Raw genomic sequence first — 15,453 nt, forward strand, 5'->3', positions numbered from 1 at the left:
AGGTCAGCTTGGGAAGCGTAAACCTGAGGTTGGTACACTTGGTACAGAGGTTCATTCGTCCCTTTGCTTCACACACGGGTGCGCGTATATAAGGTGTTTCGGCATTCATATTCTTCATCCTCTCTGCGTTGGTTTGTGGTAAGTGCCCTTGCCATCCACGCTTTCCACCAGCCCGTGCTTCTGCATACGCTTCAGCCAGGTGGAGGCCGTTTCGGGCTTGATGCCCATTGCTTCGGCTTTCTGCAGGAAAGAGGCCCGTGTGAATTCTTCCTCCATACTGCCTACCAGCGCATCCCGGTCGGCATTGCCGCGGCTTGTCACTTCGGTCTTGGGCAGGAAGGAGAGGATGTGGGTGGTGTGCCGGTAAAGGCTCTCGGCCAGTGAAAGCACGGCATGAAAGTCGTCGGGGGTGATGTAGAGGTCCCAAAGAGTGATGATGCGGTCTTTCAGATTATCCGGAGAGGTGCCCCGGTCGGGCGATACGTGAGGCGAGGAGGCTATCTCTCCCTGCTCCAGCACACGGAGCATGGCCACCACTTCCATGATGCGGCAGATGTTGATAGCCAGACGTGCCACGCTGCTCGACATCTCGTTGCCGTTGGCCAGTCCGGAGCGCACGAAGAGGTTGGAAAACAGTTGGTTGAATTCCTTCTTCTGGCCGTCGGTGAGGCGCAGGGTGAACAGCCCGCCCATGACAATGGCCTTCAGCTTGTCCTTCCACTCCAGGGCCAATGCGGTGAAGGTTTCTTCGAGGTCGCTGTCGTTGCGGTCGAACTGGTTTTGCCAGTGGTGTATGGCAGGCATGTAGTAGAAAATTTGGCGAGAGAAGAGCCCGTTTTCCGAAGTGGGTATCAGCGGTTTCACCTGTGCCGGAGTGCCCGACAGAAGTACGGAAAGATAAGTCTTTTTCACTTCGCGGTATTCTTGGTCGGTGCGCCGGTTGTACGACAGCCGGTCGTGGTCGAAGGCTTTGCGCATGGTGTCGCTCCAGTGTCCGTACTCCGAGCCGATGGCGGTGGAGATGGTATCGGCTTCGCTTTCGCATATCAGGCCGGTGCCGTCAGAGTCCATCAGGTTTTGCAGGATGCCCGTTCCGGTATTGTTGCCCGATATGAGGAACATCTTGTTGGCCGGCATCACGGGAGTTTCGGTTTTCCCGCGTTCTTTGCCCAGTGTGTCGTACTTTGCTTTTTCACGGCGGTAGCATGCCATGCCTTCGGCCACCTGCTTGCGTATTTCATCGTGTATGGGTTCGGCCAGCAGGCGCACCAGCGACAGCACACCCTTGCCCGATGCGGGCGGTGCCACCACAAAGGTTTGCAGGCAGGGCGACATCATTTTTCCGCCATAGGAACTTCGCACATGCTGTCCCATACCGGCACCCAGCACGGTGATGGCCCCCAGCAGAAGCACGTCGTATTGAGCACGGGAGGTACCGCATTTTGCGATGCACTCCAGCGGATGGGGCCAATGGATGCGTTCGTCGAAAGTGGGCAGGGGCGCCAGCGGATCGCTGTCGGGCGCAGGGTCGTCCTCGCGTACGCGTGTGTGTGAGGAAGAAGAGCCGGGTGAACCTTGTGTACCAAGTGTACCAATGGCGGGCGGAGTTTCCGGATGTACCTTTACGCCGCAAAGCTCGGCCAGGTGGAATACGGAGCCTATGTGCACGTCGTTGCGTCCGGTCTTCAGTGCATTGCTGAAGAGCTTGTCGGCCGCTTGCGGGTCGTACTTCGGAGACGGGCTGCACAGAGCCAGAAAATCAGGACGGCCTGCTTCGCCGCAGTCGTTGGCAATGGCAAAGGCCAGTTGGATATACTCTTGATAAGTGGGAGCAATGTCGGCTCCCGCACTCCTTACGGCTTCGGCCAGGAGATGTAGTGATGAGATTGATTCCATTGGAATTTTTGATTTATAGTTTATGATTTATAGTCATTCAGAGGGCTTTAGCCCGAAGAATCTACTCTCTTTGTGAATAGGAGAAGAGATGCTTCACTACGTTCTGCATGACAGACTATACATTAGCGTAAAAAATAGAAAGATGTTTTGAGCGAAGCTAATGATATGCTTGTAAGAGTCTTGACACAGCCTCTGCCCGAAGGGCGGGGTAGTAGTTGAGAAAGAAAATCCTTTGATTATTCATTGATTCTGAGCAGCGCCCCCGGGTCGTGACAGAGGAAGCAAGCCCGCACGGGGTCTTTGCCCGATGTATCCACACCCTTTCCGGGTTGCCGGTAATCAGCATCGTACATGCAGTGCACGTAGCTCATGGCCCAGCCAATTCCTTCGGAGGCCGTTTGCCCGGAGGCATAGGGCACGAAGGCTTTCACACCCCGTCCGGTGGGACTGACGAACACCAGTGTGGGGCTAAGATAAGAGTCTACGAATAGCTGTTGTTTTAGATTTTCGGCTTCCTCGGCCGATTCGAGGTGGTCGATGTCCACCACCACCAGTCCCGACGGCTCCATCAGGCAGTCGCTCCGGCGGCGGGTGAATACTCCGCAGGGAGTGACGTAAGGCAGTGTTTGCTGCTTCAGGCGTCGGCAGGCGTTTTCGTCGCCTCGCAGTGCGGCGTCTCTTACAGCAAGTGTCAGCGTGGCAAGGCGTTCATTGGAGGTGATTAGTTTGTACACTTCCTCGAGACTCATAGTCCGCAGCGGAGTCAGCGTGGCGCTTTTCACGGTTTTTCCGGTCGCCGCATCCTTTACCGGTGAGATGGGCGGCATGAATAGCGACATTTTAAGAGTGTTTTTCATCGTATTTTTCTTTAAAATTATTGTGCAAAGTTAGGTAACTTATTTCACCCAATCTTTTCCGTATACGGAAAAGATTTTAAGCACGCTAAAGCATAAATAACAATCTATAACATTATAGAAACTATTATACAATTCACATAACCGAAAATTGACATGAATGAAAACTGTATGCACTCTTCATTGGGTGCTTTTATCGAAACTTTACGTAAAATGAGAAAGATTACTATCGCGGAACTTACTTTGGAAGCTCATATCAGTACAAAAACGTATATCCATATAAAAAAGGGCTCGATGCAAGACTAAGCGCCTACTTGTCGCTGATTTTCTACTATTTCAGGGATTTGGAGGATGAGGAAATCAGGCGGGTGATTAATGGGTGGCTGGATGAATGGTTTAAGGTGAGAAAGAGGGAATAAGAGAAGGTACTCTAATTTGAGTACTAAAAAGGGAAATACAAAAATAACATTCAAAGATAAAGATTAAAAATGTTTACTTTTCAACAACTTAAAAGGAATTTGAAGCGGGATGCTGCCTCGCTCTCAGTGAAGAAACTTGCGCTTTTGGGCGATACTGCCACCCAATTTCTTGCCATTGCCTTGCGTGGTATGGGTGTAGAGCATGGCTATCATATAAACCTTTTCGAGGCGGAATATAATCAAGTAGAAAGACAAGTGTTGGATCTCTCGTCGGATTTCCATACCTTTAATGCTGACTACATTGTGGTGTTTCAGTCTACCCACAAACTCCTTGAAAAATATAGCTTGATGCCCACTGGACAGCAATCCGGTCTGGCTGACGGGCGTATTGACTTTCTGCGTTCCTTAGCTGACATTGTGCAAGGCCGTATCATTGTCTATAACTATCCTGAAATAGAGGATACTGTGTTCGGTAGCTATGCCAATAAAGTTTGTTCATCATTTACTTACCAAGTGCGTAAGCTCAACTTTGAACTGATGAATCTGGCCCAAGAATATCCCAATCTTTTCATTTGTGATATTGCAGGTTTGCAGAATAAATTTGGCCGTAATTTTATGTTCGACAGCATGGTATATGTGAGTACCGAAATGGTTCTGAGTATTGATGCTTTGCCTTATGTGGCTGCACGTACTTTCGATATTATATGTGCTGTCGAAGGGAGATTTAAGAAATGCCTTGTTCTTGATCTCGATAATACGATATGGGGTGGCGTAGTCGGTGATGACGGATGGGAGAATATTCAGGTAGGGCACGGACTGGGTATCGGCAAAGCCTTCACTGAATTTCAAGAATGGGTAAAGAAGCTTAAGAACAGGGGTATTATCATTGCAGTATGTAGCAAGAATGATGAGAGTAAAGCCAAAGAACCGTTCGAGAAAAACCCTGAGATGGTCCTCAAACTTGATGACATTGCAGTTTTTGTTGCTAACTGGGAGAACAAGGCAGATAACATTCGCACCATTCGGGATATTCTTAACATAGGATTTGACTCGATGGTGTTCCTTGATGACAATCCCTTCGAGCGCAATATGGTGCGCGAACATGTTCCAGATGTCACCGTACCCGAGTTGCCCGAAGATCCGGGTGAGTATTTGGAATTTCTTTATACACAGAATTTATTTGAGACAGCCAGCTATAATGAAGGTGACAAAGATCGTACTAGACAATATCAGGTAGAAGCCAAGCGTGTATCGCTACAGAGGAGCTTTACCAATGAGGCCGATTTTTTGAAGTCACTCAATATGGTGAGTGAGGTAGGTGGTTTCAATAAATTCAACACTCCTCGTGTGGCGCAGCTGTCGCAACGCAGCAATCAGTTCAACCTTCGTACGGTACGCTACACAGATACCGAAATTTCTGCCATTGAAGCGGATGAACGCTATGTTACTTTCTCATTTACCTTGTCCGACAAGTTTGGCGATAATGGGTTGATTTGTGTTGTCATCGGTGAGAAGCAGGACATGGGAACACTCTTTATCAACACCTGGTTTATGAGTTGCCGTGTACTGAAGCGTGGCATGGAGAACTTTACACTTAATACGATTGTGGATTACGCTCGTACTCATGGTATCTTCCGTATTGTGGGTGAATATCTGCCTACTGCTAAAAATCAGATGGTAGAGGAGCATTATCCACGTTTGGGATTCTGCAAGATAGAGGGTGTCGAAACTGCACAGTACGAACTGTTGGTAGAAAGTTATCAAGTAAGAGAGTGCTATATAAAATCAAATAATTCGAAATAGATTAACAAATTGGAGCGAAATAGCTCCTCTACTTTCCATATTAAAAAATCATCTAAAAAACAAAGAACAATGGAGAAAACTGAAATTTTAGTGAAGGTGCAGGACATCTTCCGCGATGTCTTGGATAACGAAGAGATTGTATTAAATAATGATACTTCTGCCGATGACATTGAGGAATGGGACTCATTGAGCCATATCCAGCTTATTGTAGCCATTGAGAAGCATTTTAAAATTAAATTCACCTCAAAGGAAATACTCTCTTGGAACAATTTGGGAGAGATGATTGCTTGTATTGCCACTAAATAATCATAGCAAAAACAAGGGACAATAATGGTCGTTAATTCAATCAGCTTCCTTCTCTTTTTTGCAGTAGTTTTCATTGTATATTACCTGCTGAAGGGAAAGGATGGAAAAAGACAAAATCTATGGCTGCTTGTTGCCAGTTACTTTTTTTACGGGTATACTGAGTGGCGCATGCTTCCACTGCTCATTTTTACTACCTTATTCTTCTATGGTCTGGGTATTGCGATAGGATATTATAATGAAAAAGATGAAAAGAAAGCTTCTTTTTTGACTACTTTTAGTGTATTGGGAGGGATAAGCATTCTTCTTTACTTTAAGTACCTCAACTTCTTTGTTGAATCATTTAGCAACTTTTTTAATGCAGTCGGCCTTCATACCAATGGGTATGCTTTTTCTATTATAATGCCGCTTGGTATAAGCTTTTTTACCTTTAAGCTTATCAGCTATGTGATAGAAGTTCATCGCCGACACATAGAGCCTTGTCGTAATCTTGTAGCTTTTGCTACTTACATTGGTTTTTTCCCTACTATCTTGTCCGGTCCGATTGACCGTCCCAAACAGTTCTTAGGACAACTCTCTCATAGTCGTACGTTCGACTATGCTATGGTTGTAGATGGAAGCCGCCAAATTCTGTGGGGGATGTTTAAGAAGATGGTGATAGCCGATAATTTGGCCATGATTACTTCCGGTGCATGGGGTAATTATGAGAGTTTACCAGGAAACTTGTTGTTTGCGAATGCTTTACTCTACACCTTTCAAATGTATACAGATTTTTCAGGCTATTCTGATATGGCTATTGGTGTAGGTAAACTTTTGGGTATCAAAGTTGCGAAGAACTTTAATTACCCCTTTTTCGCCCACAATGTTGCAGAATATTGGCGTCGTTGGCATATGTCGCTCACTTCATGGCTTACTGACTATGTCTTTATGCCTTTAAATATACGTTTTCGAGATTGGGGGCTCAAAGGCATATTGTTGGCGGTTATCATAAACTTAATGGCAGTAGGAATGTGGCATGGTGCAAACTATACCTTTGCACTTTTCGGTCTCTATCACGGTTTGCTTTTCATTCCTTTGGTAATGAATGGTTCCTTTATGAAAAAACGCAAGGAAATAGTGGGTAAATATGGCTTGCCCCGATTACAAGATCTCGGAAAGATGTTAGGCACCTATCTGCTCGTTACTCTGGGTTTGATAATCTTTGCAGCACCCAGTGTAACCGTGGCGGGTGATTATGTGTGGCGGATGATAACAGAGATGGCTACAGTACCTAATCACGGAATAATTGGTCAATTTATTATTTCGGAAAAGACATTGCTTGTTCCTGTACTTACTTCATTGGCTCTGATAGTTATTGAATGGAAGAATCGAAAGAGGGAGTATGGGCTTTGCCTGGTAACGGATGTAAGCAATAAATATGTACGTTACCTGATTTATCAAGCAATCATTCTTGCCATCCTTTTCTTCCAAGGTGTAACAGCCACCTTCATGTATTTCCAATTTTAAACTATACAAAGAATGATGAAACAATATATATTTAAGTTGCTATGGGTCGCTGTTCCGGCGTTGATATTTTGTGTCTTTTCATCGTGGGTGCTGTATAAGGGTGGTGAACTCAAAACACTTGATAGAGTAGTAGAAGAGATGGCGGAAGCTCGTAAACAAGGTATTGAAAAACTTGTAGGTTGGGGGTATCAAGACAATGATAAAGCTTTTAAGTTGAGGATGTCTAATAAGTTGCATCCCGATATCCTTGCAGTGGGTACTTCGCGTGTAATGCAATTTCGGGAAGAGTGGTTTGCTGATGAATATTCTTTCTATAATGCAGGAGGTTGTGTGTTTCGATTAGATGAGGTGCGACCCTTTCTGGAACGTCTTACTTTTACACCTAAGGTAGTTATACTTTGTTTGGATCAATTCTTTTTTAAGGAGGTTTGGGGCGATGGAAGAACTGCTAATTATGAATATAACTATGATTTCAATAATATTATATTGTCTAATTTATCTAAAGTAGTAAGTGATTTTGTTACGTGCAAAATTGGCTTTGAAACCTTGATAAAGGATACATTATGTATAGGCATGAATGCTAAGATGAATCAGAATGGTTACCGTCCTGACGGCTCTTACTATTATGGTGCAATCTATGCGGAACCATGCAAAAATTCCGATACCGATTTTAATCAGTTGTTGTCTATTATTGATAGTGGGACAGACTCTCGTTGGGATTATTGTCAAGTGGTGAATAATCAATCTTTGAAGACACTTGCGAATCTGATTACTTATTGTCAACAAAACAGTATTCTTGTGTTATCTTATTTACCGCCCTTTTCGCCTAAAGTATGGAACCATATGGAGGGAATGGGAGATAAGTATATCTATATGCAGAAACTATATGATGAAATCTCTCCTATATTTGCTTCATATCCCCAAGCCTTTTTTTTCGATTATAGTGATGGTGGAATTCTGAATAGCCCCAATCCTGAGTATATTGACGGCTTTCATGGTTCCGATCGTACTTACTTGAAAATGGTGATACAGATTGTTGAAAAGTATCCTGTTTTATCTTGCTACTTTAAAGATGGTAAATGTCTGAGTGATATACTACAAAACTATCCGGTTGTAGGGGTAGCAAGGGAATAAATTATTAGGCTCTTATCGTGTAGTTGATTAGATATCCCTTTGTTCGGACCTACATAACCAAAAATCCTTATTTATTGAAGAATTTATCCCTTTAATATAGGTTTATCTACTTTACGATTATACCCATCAATGCAAGGATTGGTGTATTTATATGTAAAAGCCTAAATGTTATCAGGAAGAAGTAGGTTTGAAAATAAGGTAATCAATGCTTTAACTAAAAGAAGTCTTCTTAGATATAAAACAAATAATAAAATCAATATGAAAGTCGTTATTCTTGCTGGCGGATTCGGTACTCGAATATCTGAAGAATCTGCTTACAAGCCTAAGCCTATGATAGAAATAGGTGGGATGCCTATTTTGTGGCATTTGATGAAAGTATATTCATACTATGGAGTTAATGAGTTTATAATCTGTGCCGGATATAAGCAGCATAAAATTAAAGAATGGTTTTCGGACTACTTCCTTCATACATCGGATATTACTTTTGATTTTACCAATGGCAATGAAGTGATTGTGCATCAAAAGCATATTGAGCCATGGAAGGTAACGGTTATTGATACGGGGCTTGGCACAATGACCGGTGGAAGAATCAAGAGGATAAAAGACTATGTGGGAAATGAGCCCTTCATGCTTAATTACGGAGATGCAGTGGGCGATGTAAACCTTAAGGAGTTGCTGGATTTCCATAAGAGTCATGGTAAATTAGCCACTGTTTCGGTATATAATTTCGGTCAAAATAAAGGTGTATTAGATATAAAAGACGGAACAGTCAGAGCTTTCAGAGAAAAGTCTGATTTAGATGGCAATCTGATTAATATTGGTTTTTTCGTATTAGAACCTTCAGTGCTTGAATATATTGAGGGAGATAACACGGTGTTTGAGCAAGAACCTCTGAAGCAATTAGCCGCCGAATCGGAATTAAAGGCTTTTGTTCATCATGGCTTTTGGCAATGTATGGACACTCTGCGCGAGAAACAACATTTAGAGAAACTTTGGTCCACGGGAAATGCGCCTTGGAAAATCTGGAAATAATTAGTAACGATTAATAATATGGCATTTAACAACGTATATAAAGGTAAGAAAGTCCTTGTGACCGGCAATACTGGTTTCAAAGGTAGTTGGCTCTCTGCATGGTTGCTCATGGTGGGTGCTGAGGTTTATGGCTACTCTAACGACGTTCCTACCAATCCCTCAATGTTTGAAACACTGGGATTGGACAAAAAAATTCATCACCATTTTGGTGATATTCGCAATCGTGAGGAGATGAACGATTATGTGCAGCGGGTAAAACCAGACTTTCTTTTCCATTTGGCCGCACAAGCTATAGTCTCTACTTCTTATAAAGAGCCTTTCGATACCATTACAACCAATGTAGTAGGTACTGCTTCCGTGCTTGAAGCTATCCGCAATATTACTTGGGAATGTACTTGTGTACTTCTTACCAGCGACAAGGTTTACGAAAATGTAGAATGGATTTGGGGTTATCGTGAGACCGATGCAGTAGGTGGTAAGGATGTATATTCAGGTTCTAAAGGAGCAGCCGAACTCACCATCAAATGCTATTGGAATTCATTTATTCAGTCTATGCCTAACATTAAATTGGGCGTTGCCCGTGCAGGCAACGTGATAGGTGGTGGCGATTGGGCCAAAGACCGCATTATTGTAGATTGTGTAAAAGCTTTCTCGAATCAAGAAACTGTGGAAATCCGGAGTCCGAAGGCAACCCGCCCTTGGCAGCATGTATTGGAACCCTTGAGTGGCTATTTAAATCTGGGGCAGTATCTTTATGAAGGTAAGGTAGAGAACGGCGAGCCTTTTAACTTTGGTCCTCGTGCAGAGCAAACCAAGACTGTATTTGAATTGGTACAAGATTTGGCTACATTGTGGGGGTTGGATAAAGATCAAGCTGCTAAGCTGACAGGCAATGTTCCTTTTAAAGAAGCAACCCTACTTAAACTTAACTGTGATAAAGCTCTTGTTTATCTCAATTGGCATTCTACCCTCCATTATGAAGAGTGTGTAAAGTTTATTGCTGATTGGTACAAGGCTTTCTATATTGACCGTTACGAAGATATGTATGCTCTTACTGTAAAGCAGATTGAGGCATACGTAGATTCTGCAAAAAAGCAGGGACTTAATTGGGCGGAATAGTATGGAAGGCGTAACATTGCACCCCTTAAAGCATATCACGGTGCCCAAAGGCGATATTTACCATGCCATGAAGTCTACTGACGAAGGATATTGTGGCTTTGGTGAAGCATACTTTTCTCAAATCGAGCAAGGGCAGGCTAAAGGCTGGAAGCGCCACAATCGTATGACACTGAATCTTATTGTTCCTGTAGGTGCGGTTAAGTTCGTTGTTTATGACGATCGTGAAAGTAGTGCAACGAAAGGTAGTTTTGAAGAAATCATTCTATCTCCAGAATTCAACTACCAACGCTTGACAGTGGCTCCGGGTCTTTGGATGGCATTCTATGGAGTAGGCGAAGGCGTTTCCATGCTTATGGATATTATTCCCGAACCTCACGACCCTGAGGAAGCCAGTCGCGTAGCTCTCAGCGATATCCCTTATAATTTCTAATCCCTCTCAATTATTATGAAGATTCTTATCACCGGTGCTACGGGCTTTATCGGTCAGAACCTATTACCGCAGCTTTGTTCTGTTTGTCCGGATGTTGAAGTTCTGACACTGAATCGTTCTGTAGAAAAGGCTGAGTTATTGTTTCCTCAGGATAGGTTTACTAACTTTGTGCATACATCTGCGGACAATTGGGACATGGTAAGGGCTTTTAATCCCAATATAGTGATTCATTTGGCAGCATTGAGCACTGCCGACAATGACATCCGGATAATAGATTCCTTAATTGCTTCAAATATTACTTATGGAGTTCAGTTGCTGTCTGTACTGTCTAATTGTCCTTCGCTAAAATTGTTCGTAAACACCGGTTCTTTTGCTGAATATAGATTAGGGGTGCAGCAGTTTGATAGCGCATACCTTTATTCGGCCACAAAGACTGCATTCCGAACTTTCTTGAATTATTATGCCGGATTATATGCATTCAAATATATTACAGCAGTACCCTATACTGTGTATGGAGGCAATCCTACAGTGAAGCGTTTGATGGATTACATCATTGAATCGCTGGATGCACCCGCGGCAATAGAGATGACGGGAGGAGAACAAATCCTTGATTTTATTCATGTGGATGATATTTCCCGATTTCTCATCTATGTGATTCAGAATCATTGTTCTTTTTGTATGTTAGAGAAAAACGGAGAAGACTTTCATCTTGGCACAGGTCGGGGTACAACTGTCAGGGAGGTTGCGAAGATTATTGAATCGGTGTCCAAACGCCGTTGTAATATCAATTGGGGAGCTAGAGCCTATCGAGATAGAGACACAATGTATGCAGTAGCTCCTATAGCCAAGAATATAGAATTAATCCAATGGAAAGCGCAGATTGAGCTGAAAGTAGGAATAGAACGTTATTTAAACAAACAATAATATGGCACATACATATATAGATACATTATTCGAGGTGTATCCAAATCGAACCGAATATCTCGATTGGATACAATACGAGTTGGATACACGTGTTTATTACTTTGGTAATCACTTTAAAACGCCATTTGGACACAAACGACAGTTGAAATATCGCATCCGTAATTATTTGGCTTCATTCAAGCGGAAAGTTAGCAATATTGATTTTGATGGAGCTATCTTATCAGAAGCTTACGCAAACTGGGGAATCAATGACAAACTAAAGGAAGAAGGTTATAAGGTGTGTATGCTTCCTTGGCATGCTGATCCGGGTTTCAGACTAAGCACTGAATATGCTGCGGTGGCAAATGGGTTGGATTATGGTGACTTTAATTTTTTATTAAGCGAATATTTCATAGATAGAGTTTACAATTTCCGTTCATTTTTTGAGAATTTTCTTCAATGCAATCATATAAAACTTGTGATTTTTGCAAATGATATGACTGCAATAAATAGAATTGCGATATCTGCTTGCAAAAATGTGGGTGTTAAATCAATGATATATCTGCATGGACTGCCTGCCGGTTCTTACAATGCTATAGATAATAATAGAGCAGACTATTTATGCGTATGGGGTGATAGGATGAAAGAATTGTGTGTTAATGCCGGAGTTAATGCAAATAAAGTGATTGTAATGGGCAATGCAAAATATTCTGGTCAAAAATTCCCAGACACTCATCCTGCTTCTTTTGATAATGTGTTGGTTCTGAGTCGCGCAATTTCCGGTGCGCCAAGTGACAGCGTAAAACGTCCGATTGAGAATAGAGGTCTTTCGATTGATTATATTTATATGGTAGAAGAAGCGCTCAAGCGAGTAGGCGTTAATAAAGCTACGCTGAGACTTCATCCGTCGGAAAACGGAGAGTGGTATAAAAAGTTTATTGATTCTGACTTTTATACATTAGATGACAAGTCTTTGATGGATTGCCTGTCAGATAAAACTGCTATTGTATCTCCTGCTTCTACGGTCATGTTCGACGCCTTCCTATGCGGTATTCCCTTTTTTGCTTTTGAACCACACACAATTATAGGTTATGAAGTTGTCCCCCCTTTTGATGGTAGTGAAGAAGAAATGCCTATTGCGAAATCAATAAGTGAATTGGTTGATCATTTGCAGCATAACATTGTGGCATCACATGCACTGATTGATAAATATATTAATCCGGTTGTTGATATGTCTAAAATAAAAGAACTACTGCCCAATGGATAATAGCTATTCCCTGAAATATCTGAAGATATATATATGGCAGGCGATTTCTTTTGTGCTTAGTTTTGTTTCTCTTTTTATAGTTGTTCCATCGTTAAGCTCCATGCCGGGCGTTTATGGCGTTTATAGTTTATGTGTAGGTATGACTATATTTTTGTCATATGCTGATTTGGGCTTTATAAATGCTGGTACTAAATTTGCGTCGGAGTGTTTTGTAAGTGGAAAAATCGAAGAAGAAAAGTCGTATGTAGGCCAGGCTACTTTTGTTTATTCTGTTATAGCATCTGTAATGCTTTTGCTCTTTCTTTGCTTTTCTTATAATCCATGCATCATTCTGTCAGGCATAAATCCTGGTTCTGAGGAATTTTATATTGCCCAAAAGCTGCTTTTAATTTTATCACTGAGTATCCCGGTTTATGTTGTCCAGAAATATGTATTTCTAATATATAATGTCAGACTATTGGACTATAAAGTTCAAAAGGTACAAATATTGGGGGCATTGGTAAGAATAGCGTCTGTTCCTCTTGTCTTCTTCAATGGTAGATATGATATAGTAGGATACTATGGATTTTCACAAATCGTCTTGTGTTGCGCGGCTGTGTATATGCTTTGGAAATCTAAAGAATTTTCTTACGGATTCATATCTATTTTTCGTGTTTGCAGATATAATAAAGTTGTTTTCAGCAAGATGAAGAGTTTGGCCTTCAGTGGAATTTTAGCTTGTGTGTCATGGATTTTATATTATGAGTTAGACTCTTTGGCTATCGGTAAATTCTTAGGAGTTCAGGCTGTGGCATATTATGCAATTGCTTTCTCAATAGCCTCATTCATTCGATCTGCTTTTGCAATCTTCTTTTCTCCTTATAATGTGAGATTCAATTATTTCGTTGGCGAATCTGACTTTCAGGGTTTGGCTTCATTTTGCAGAACTTTGATTTCGTTTTCTTCAGTTTTGGTTATTCCTCCTTTAATAGCACTTATGTGCTTAGCTAAGCCTTTTGTGTTTGCATGGGTGGGGGATGATTACGCTTCTTCTGTTTTAGTGTTTCAGCTATTGGTTGGATGTTTTTTACTTGCTTATATTACTTATCCATTATCATTCTTGCAAACGGCATTGAAACAAGTAAAAGCAATATCAATTGTAAGTATGATTGTACCAGTGGTGTACTGGAGTGTTATTTGTTTATTGATAGATACTTATGGGCTCTATTCATTTGCATTCAGTAAATTGCTGGCATTTGCTATTTCAGCTTTTGTATGTATATTGTTTTCACTGTCAAATATTCAGATTGGCTTTTGGAAGTATATGAATATACTTTTTCTTCGACCTGTCATATATAGTGCTATTCCGGCTCTAATACTCTCATTAATCGCTTATCATTGTATTCCATTTGGAACTGCCAGAATTGATTTGTTGTTCGTAATGGTATGCGTAATGGGTATCTCTGCTGCTGTGTGGGGACTGAATATATTGATAAATAGATTGTTTAGAGAACGTGTTTTTGCAGTCAGTGCTTCTGTTATGAAGCGTAATAAATAGTTTTTTTGATTTCGCAGTGTCATGGAAAGGTTAGTAGTATTTCTGGATAACGAGATTTATGGTGGCAGTGAGAGGCTGATGTATACTGTACTCACGAGTAAACTTATTAGAGAAAACTATATAGTGAATGCTCTTTATGGATATAATAAACCGATGCATGACGGTTTAGTCAGAGATTATGGTGACCGATATGATTCCATATTTACTTCGGCGCCTATATATTGTAATGAGCTATACATTCGAATACACATGTCACAGCTTCCCAAGCTATTAAAGATGACATTTAAATTTCCATTTTGGCTATTTAAGAAGACTGGATTAAAGATTATCTACAACTTTATAGTTCTTTTGTTCTATGTAATCAGAATGAAGCCTGATTTAATTCATATCAATAATGGAGGTTATCCTGCAAGTGTCAATTGCCGTATCATGGTATTTATAGCTTCACTTCTACATAGGAAATGCGTGATGCATGTGAATAATCAGGCTGTAAAACAGCGCTTCCTTGAACCCTACATGGATCGATTCATCAATCGAAAGGTATCTTACTTTATTGTTGCCTCAAAGCTGGCCAAACATAATTTGCTTGTAAACAGACACTTTGATGTCAATAAAATATCTATTGTGCCTAATGCTGTGAAAGAAGAGTCCATAAAGATTAGTAGGGAGGAATTATTGTCGATCTATGGAATATCTAATGACAAAATAGTAGTTCTCGAACTTGCCTTCTTGCAGTATAGAAAAGGACAGCGTTTTCTTATTGAGTCGATTGAAAAAATTAAAGAAGAGACTCCTTTATTGGGCTCAAAACTTCATTTGATTTTATCTGGCTCTGGCGAGGATGAACAGGTTCTGAAGGAGATGGTAAAGGTTAAGAATATGGGGGATATGATAACCTTTACGGGTTATTGTAACAACCCGATAGATTTCATCAATGCTGCTGACATATTTGCATTGCCATCAGTTGCCAATGAAGATATGCCATTGGTAATATTGTCTGCGATGAAACTGGGTAAGCCCATTGTTGCTACCAACTTTGCTGGCATTCAAGAGGAAATTGAGTCGGGAGTTTCAGGCATCCTTATTGAACCTAACGAGCAGACTATTGTTGACAATCTCGTCCATGCTTTGATAGAGATGAGCCATTGCAACAACATCTGGGGCAAAAATGCACAAGTAAGATACGAAGAGCTTTTTTCTCCGAAAATTTACGAACGGAAGCTCTTGGAAATATATTCAAAAAGCTAAAA

At 41.5% G+C, this 15,453-nt stretch carries 13 protein-coding genes; 11 read left to right on the forward strand and 2 right to left on the reverse strand.

What is annotated here, in order from left to right:
• Nucleotides 1-114: 114 nt before the first annotated feature.
• Both DWZ67_RS03795 and DWZ67_RS03800 read right to left on the reverse strand, forming a co-directional pair.
• Nucleotides 115-1,896, reverse strand: coding sequence for a DUF3987 domain-containing protein (locus DWZ67_RS03795; RefSeq protein WP_117713478.1), 1,782 nt, complete (start codon nucleotides 1,894-1,896; stop codon nucleotides 115-117).
• A gap of 236 nt (nucleotides 1,897-2,132) precedes the next feature.
• Nucleotides 2,133-2,753, reverse strand: a complete 621-nt coding sequence (locus tag DWZ67_RS03800) for a BT4734/BF3469 family protein (protein WP_172679966.1) — start codon at nucleotides 2,751-2,753, stop codon at nucleotides 2,133-2,135.
• A gap of 515 nt (nucleotides 2,754-3,268) precedes the next feature.
• Between DWZ67_RS03800 and DWZ67_RS03805 the strand changes: the two genes are divergently transcribed.
• The 11 genes from DWZ67_RS03805 to DWZ67_RS03855 all read left to right on the forward strand — a co-directional run bounded on the left by DWZ67_RS03805 (nucleotide 3,269) and on the right by DWZ67_RS03855 (nucleotide 15,451).
• Entirely contained in the window at nucleotides 3,269-4,972 is a 1,704-nt protein-coding gene (locus DWZ67_RS03805) for an HAD-IIIC family phosphatase (protein ID WP_229077902.1), read from the forward strand.
• A 69-nt stretch (nucleotides 4,973-5,041) separates the two neighbouring features.
• Nucleotides 5,042-5,278 (forward strand): acyl carrier protein, encoded by a 237-nt coding sequence (locus DWZ67_RS03810; protein WP_057255960.1) that lies wholly within the window; start codon nucleotides 5,042-5,044, stop codon nucleotides 5,276-5,278.
• A 24-nt stretch (nucleotides 5,279-5,302) separates the two neighbouring features.
• Nucleotides 5,303-6,781, forward strand: coding sequence for an MBOAT family O-acyltransferase (locus tag DWZ67_RS03815; RefSeq protein WP_057255958.1), 1,479 nt, complete (start codon nucleotides 5,303-5,305; stop codon nucleotides 6,779-6,781).
• A gap of 12 nt (nucleotides 6,782-6,793) precedes the next feature.
• On the forward strand, nucleotides 6,794-7,915 hold the full coding sequence (locus DWZ67_RS03820; protein WP_057255957.1) for a hypothetical protein: 1,122 nt from the start codon (nucleotides 6,794-6,796) through the stop codon (nucleotides 7,913-7,915).
• Between the two features lie 258 nt (nucleotides 7,916-8,173).
• A complete protein-coding gene (gene rfbF, locus DWZ67_RS03825) occupies nucleotides 8,174-8,947 on the forward strand; it encodes a glucose-1-phosphate cytidylyltransferase (RefSeq protein ID WP_057256105.1) in 774 nt (257 codons plus the stop codon).
• Nucleotides 8,948-8,965: 18 nt separating this feature from the next.
• Nucleotides 8,966-10,066, forward strand: a complete 1,101-nt coding sequence (rfbG, locus tag DWZ67_RS03830) for a CDP-glucose 4,6-dehydratase (RefSeq protein WP_057255951.1) — start codon at nucleotides 8,966-8,968, stop codon at nucleotides 10,064-10,066.
• A gap of 1 nt (nucleotide 10,067) precedes the next feature.
• The gene (locus DWZ67_RS03835) at nucleotides 10,068-10,496 is read left to right on the forward strand and encodes a hypothetical protein (RefSeq protein WP_057255949.1); all 429 of its coding nucleotides are present in this window, start codon (nucleotides 10,068-10,070) and stop codon (nucleotides 10,494-10,496) included.
• Nucleotides 10,497-10,511: 15 nt separating this feature from the next.
• Nucleotides 10,512-11,420: an NAD-dependent epimerase/dehydratase family protein gene (locus tag DWZ67_RS03840; RefSeq protein ID WP_057255947.1), complete on the forward strand. Its 909-nt coding sequence runs from the start codon at nucleotides 10,512-10,514 to the stop codon at nucleotides 11,418-11,420.
• A gap of 1 nt (nucleotide 11,421) precedes the next feature.
• A complete protein-coding gene (locus DWZ67_RS03845; RefSeq protein WP_057255945.1) occupies nucleotides 11,422-12,666 on the forward strand; it encodes a hypothetical protein in 1,245 nt (414 codons plus the stop codon).
• Nucleotides 12,659-14,203: a hypothetical protein gene (locus tag DWZ67_RS03850; RefSeq protein WP_117922762.1), complete on the forward strand. Its 1,545-nt coding sequence runs from the start codon at nucleotides 12,659-12,661 to the stop codon at nucleotides 14,201-14,203. Before DWZ67_RS03845 ends, DWZ67_RS03850 begins: the two co-directional genes overlap by 8 nt.
• Nucleotides 14,204-14,224: 21 nt before the next feature.
• Nucleotides 14,225-15,451: a glycosyltransferase gene (locus tag DWZ67_RS03855; protein ID WP_057255941.1), complete on the forward strand. Its 1,227-nt coding sequence runs from the start codon at nucleotides 14,225-14,227 to the stop codon at nucleotides 15,449-15,451.
• Nucleotides 15,452-15,453 lie beyond the last annotated feature (2 nt).

Origin of the sequence: Bacteroides sp. AF34-31BH (assembly GCF_003602795.1) — a bacterium.
Classification (GTDB): Bacteria; Bacteroidota; Bacteroidia; order Bacteroidales; family Bacteroidaceae; genus Bacteroides; species Bacteroides uniformis.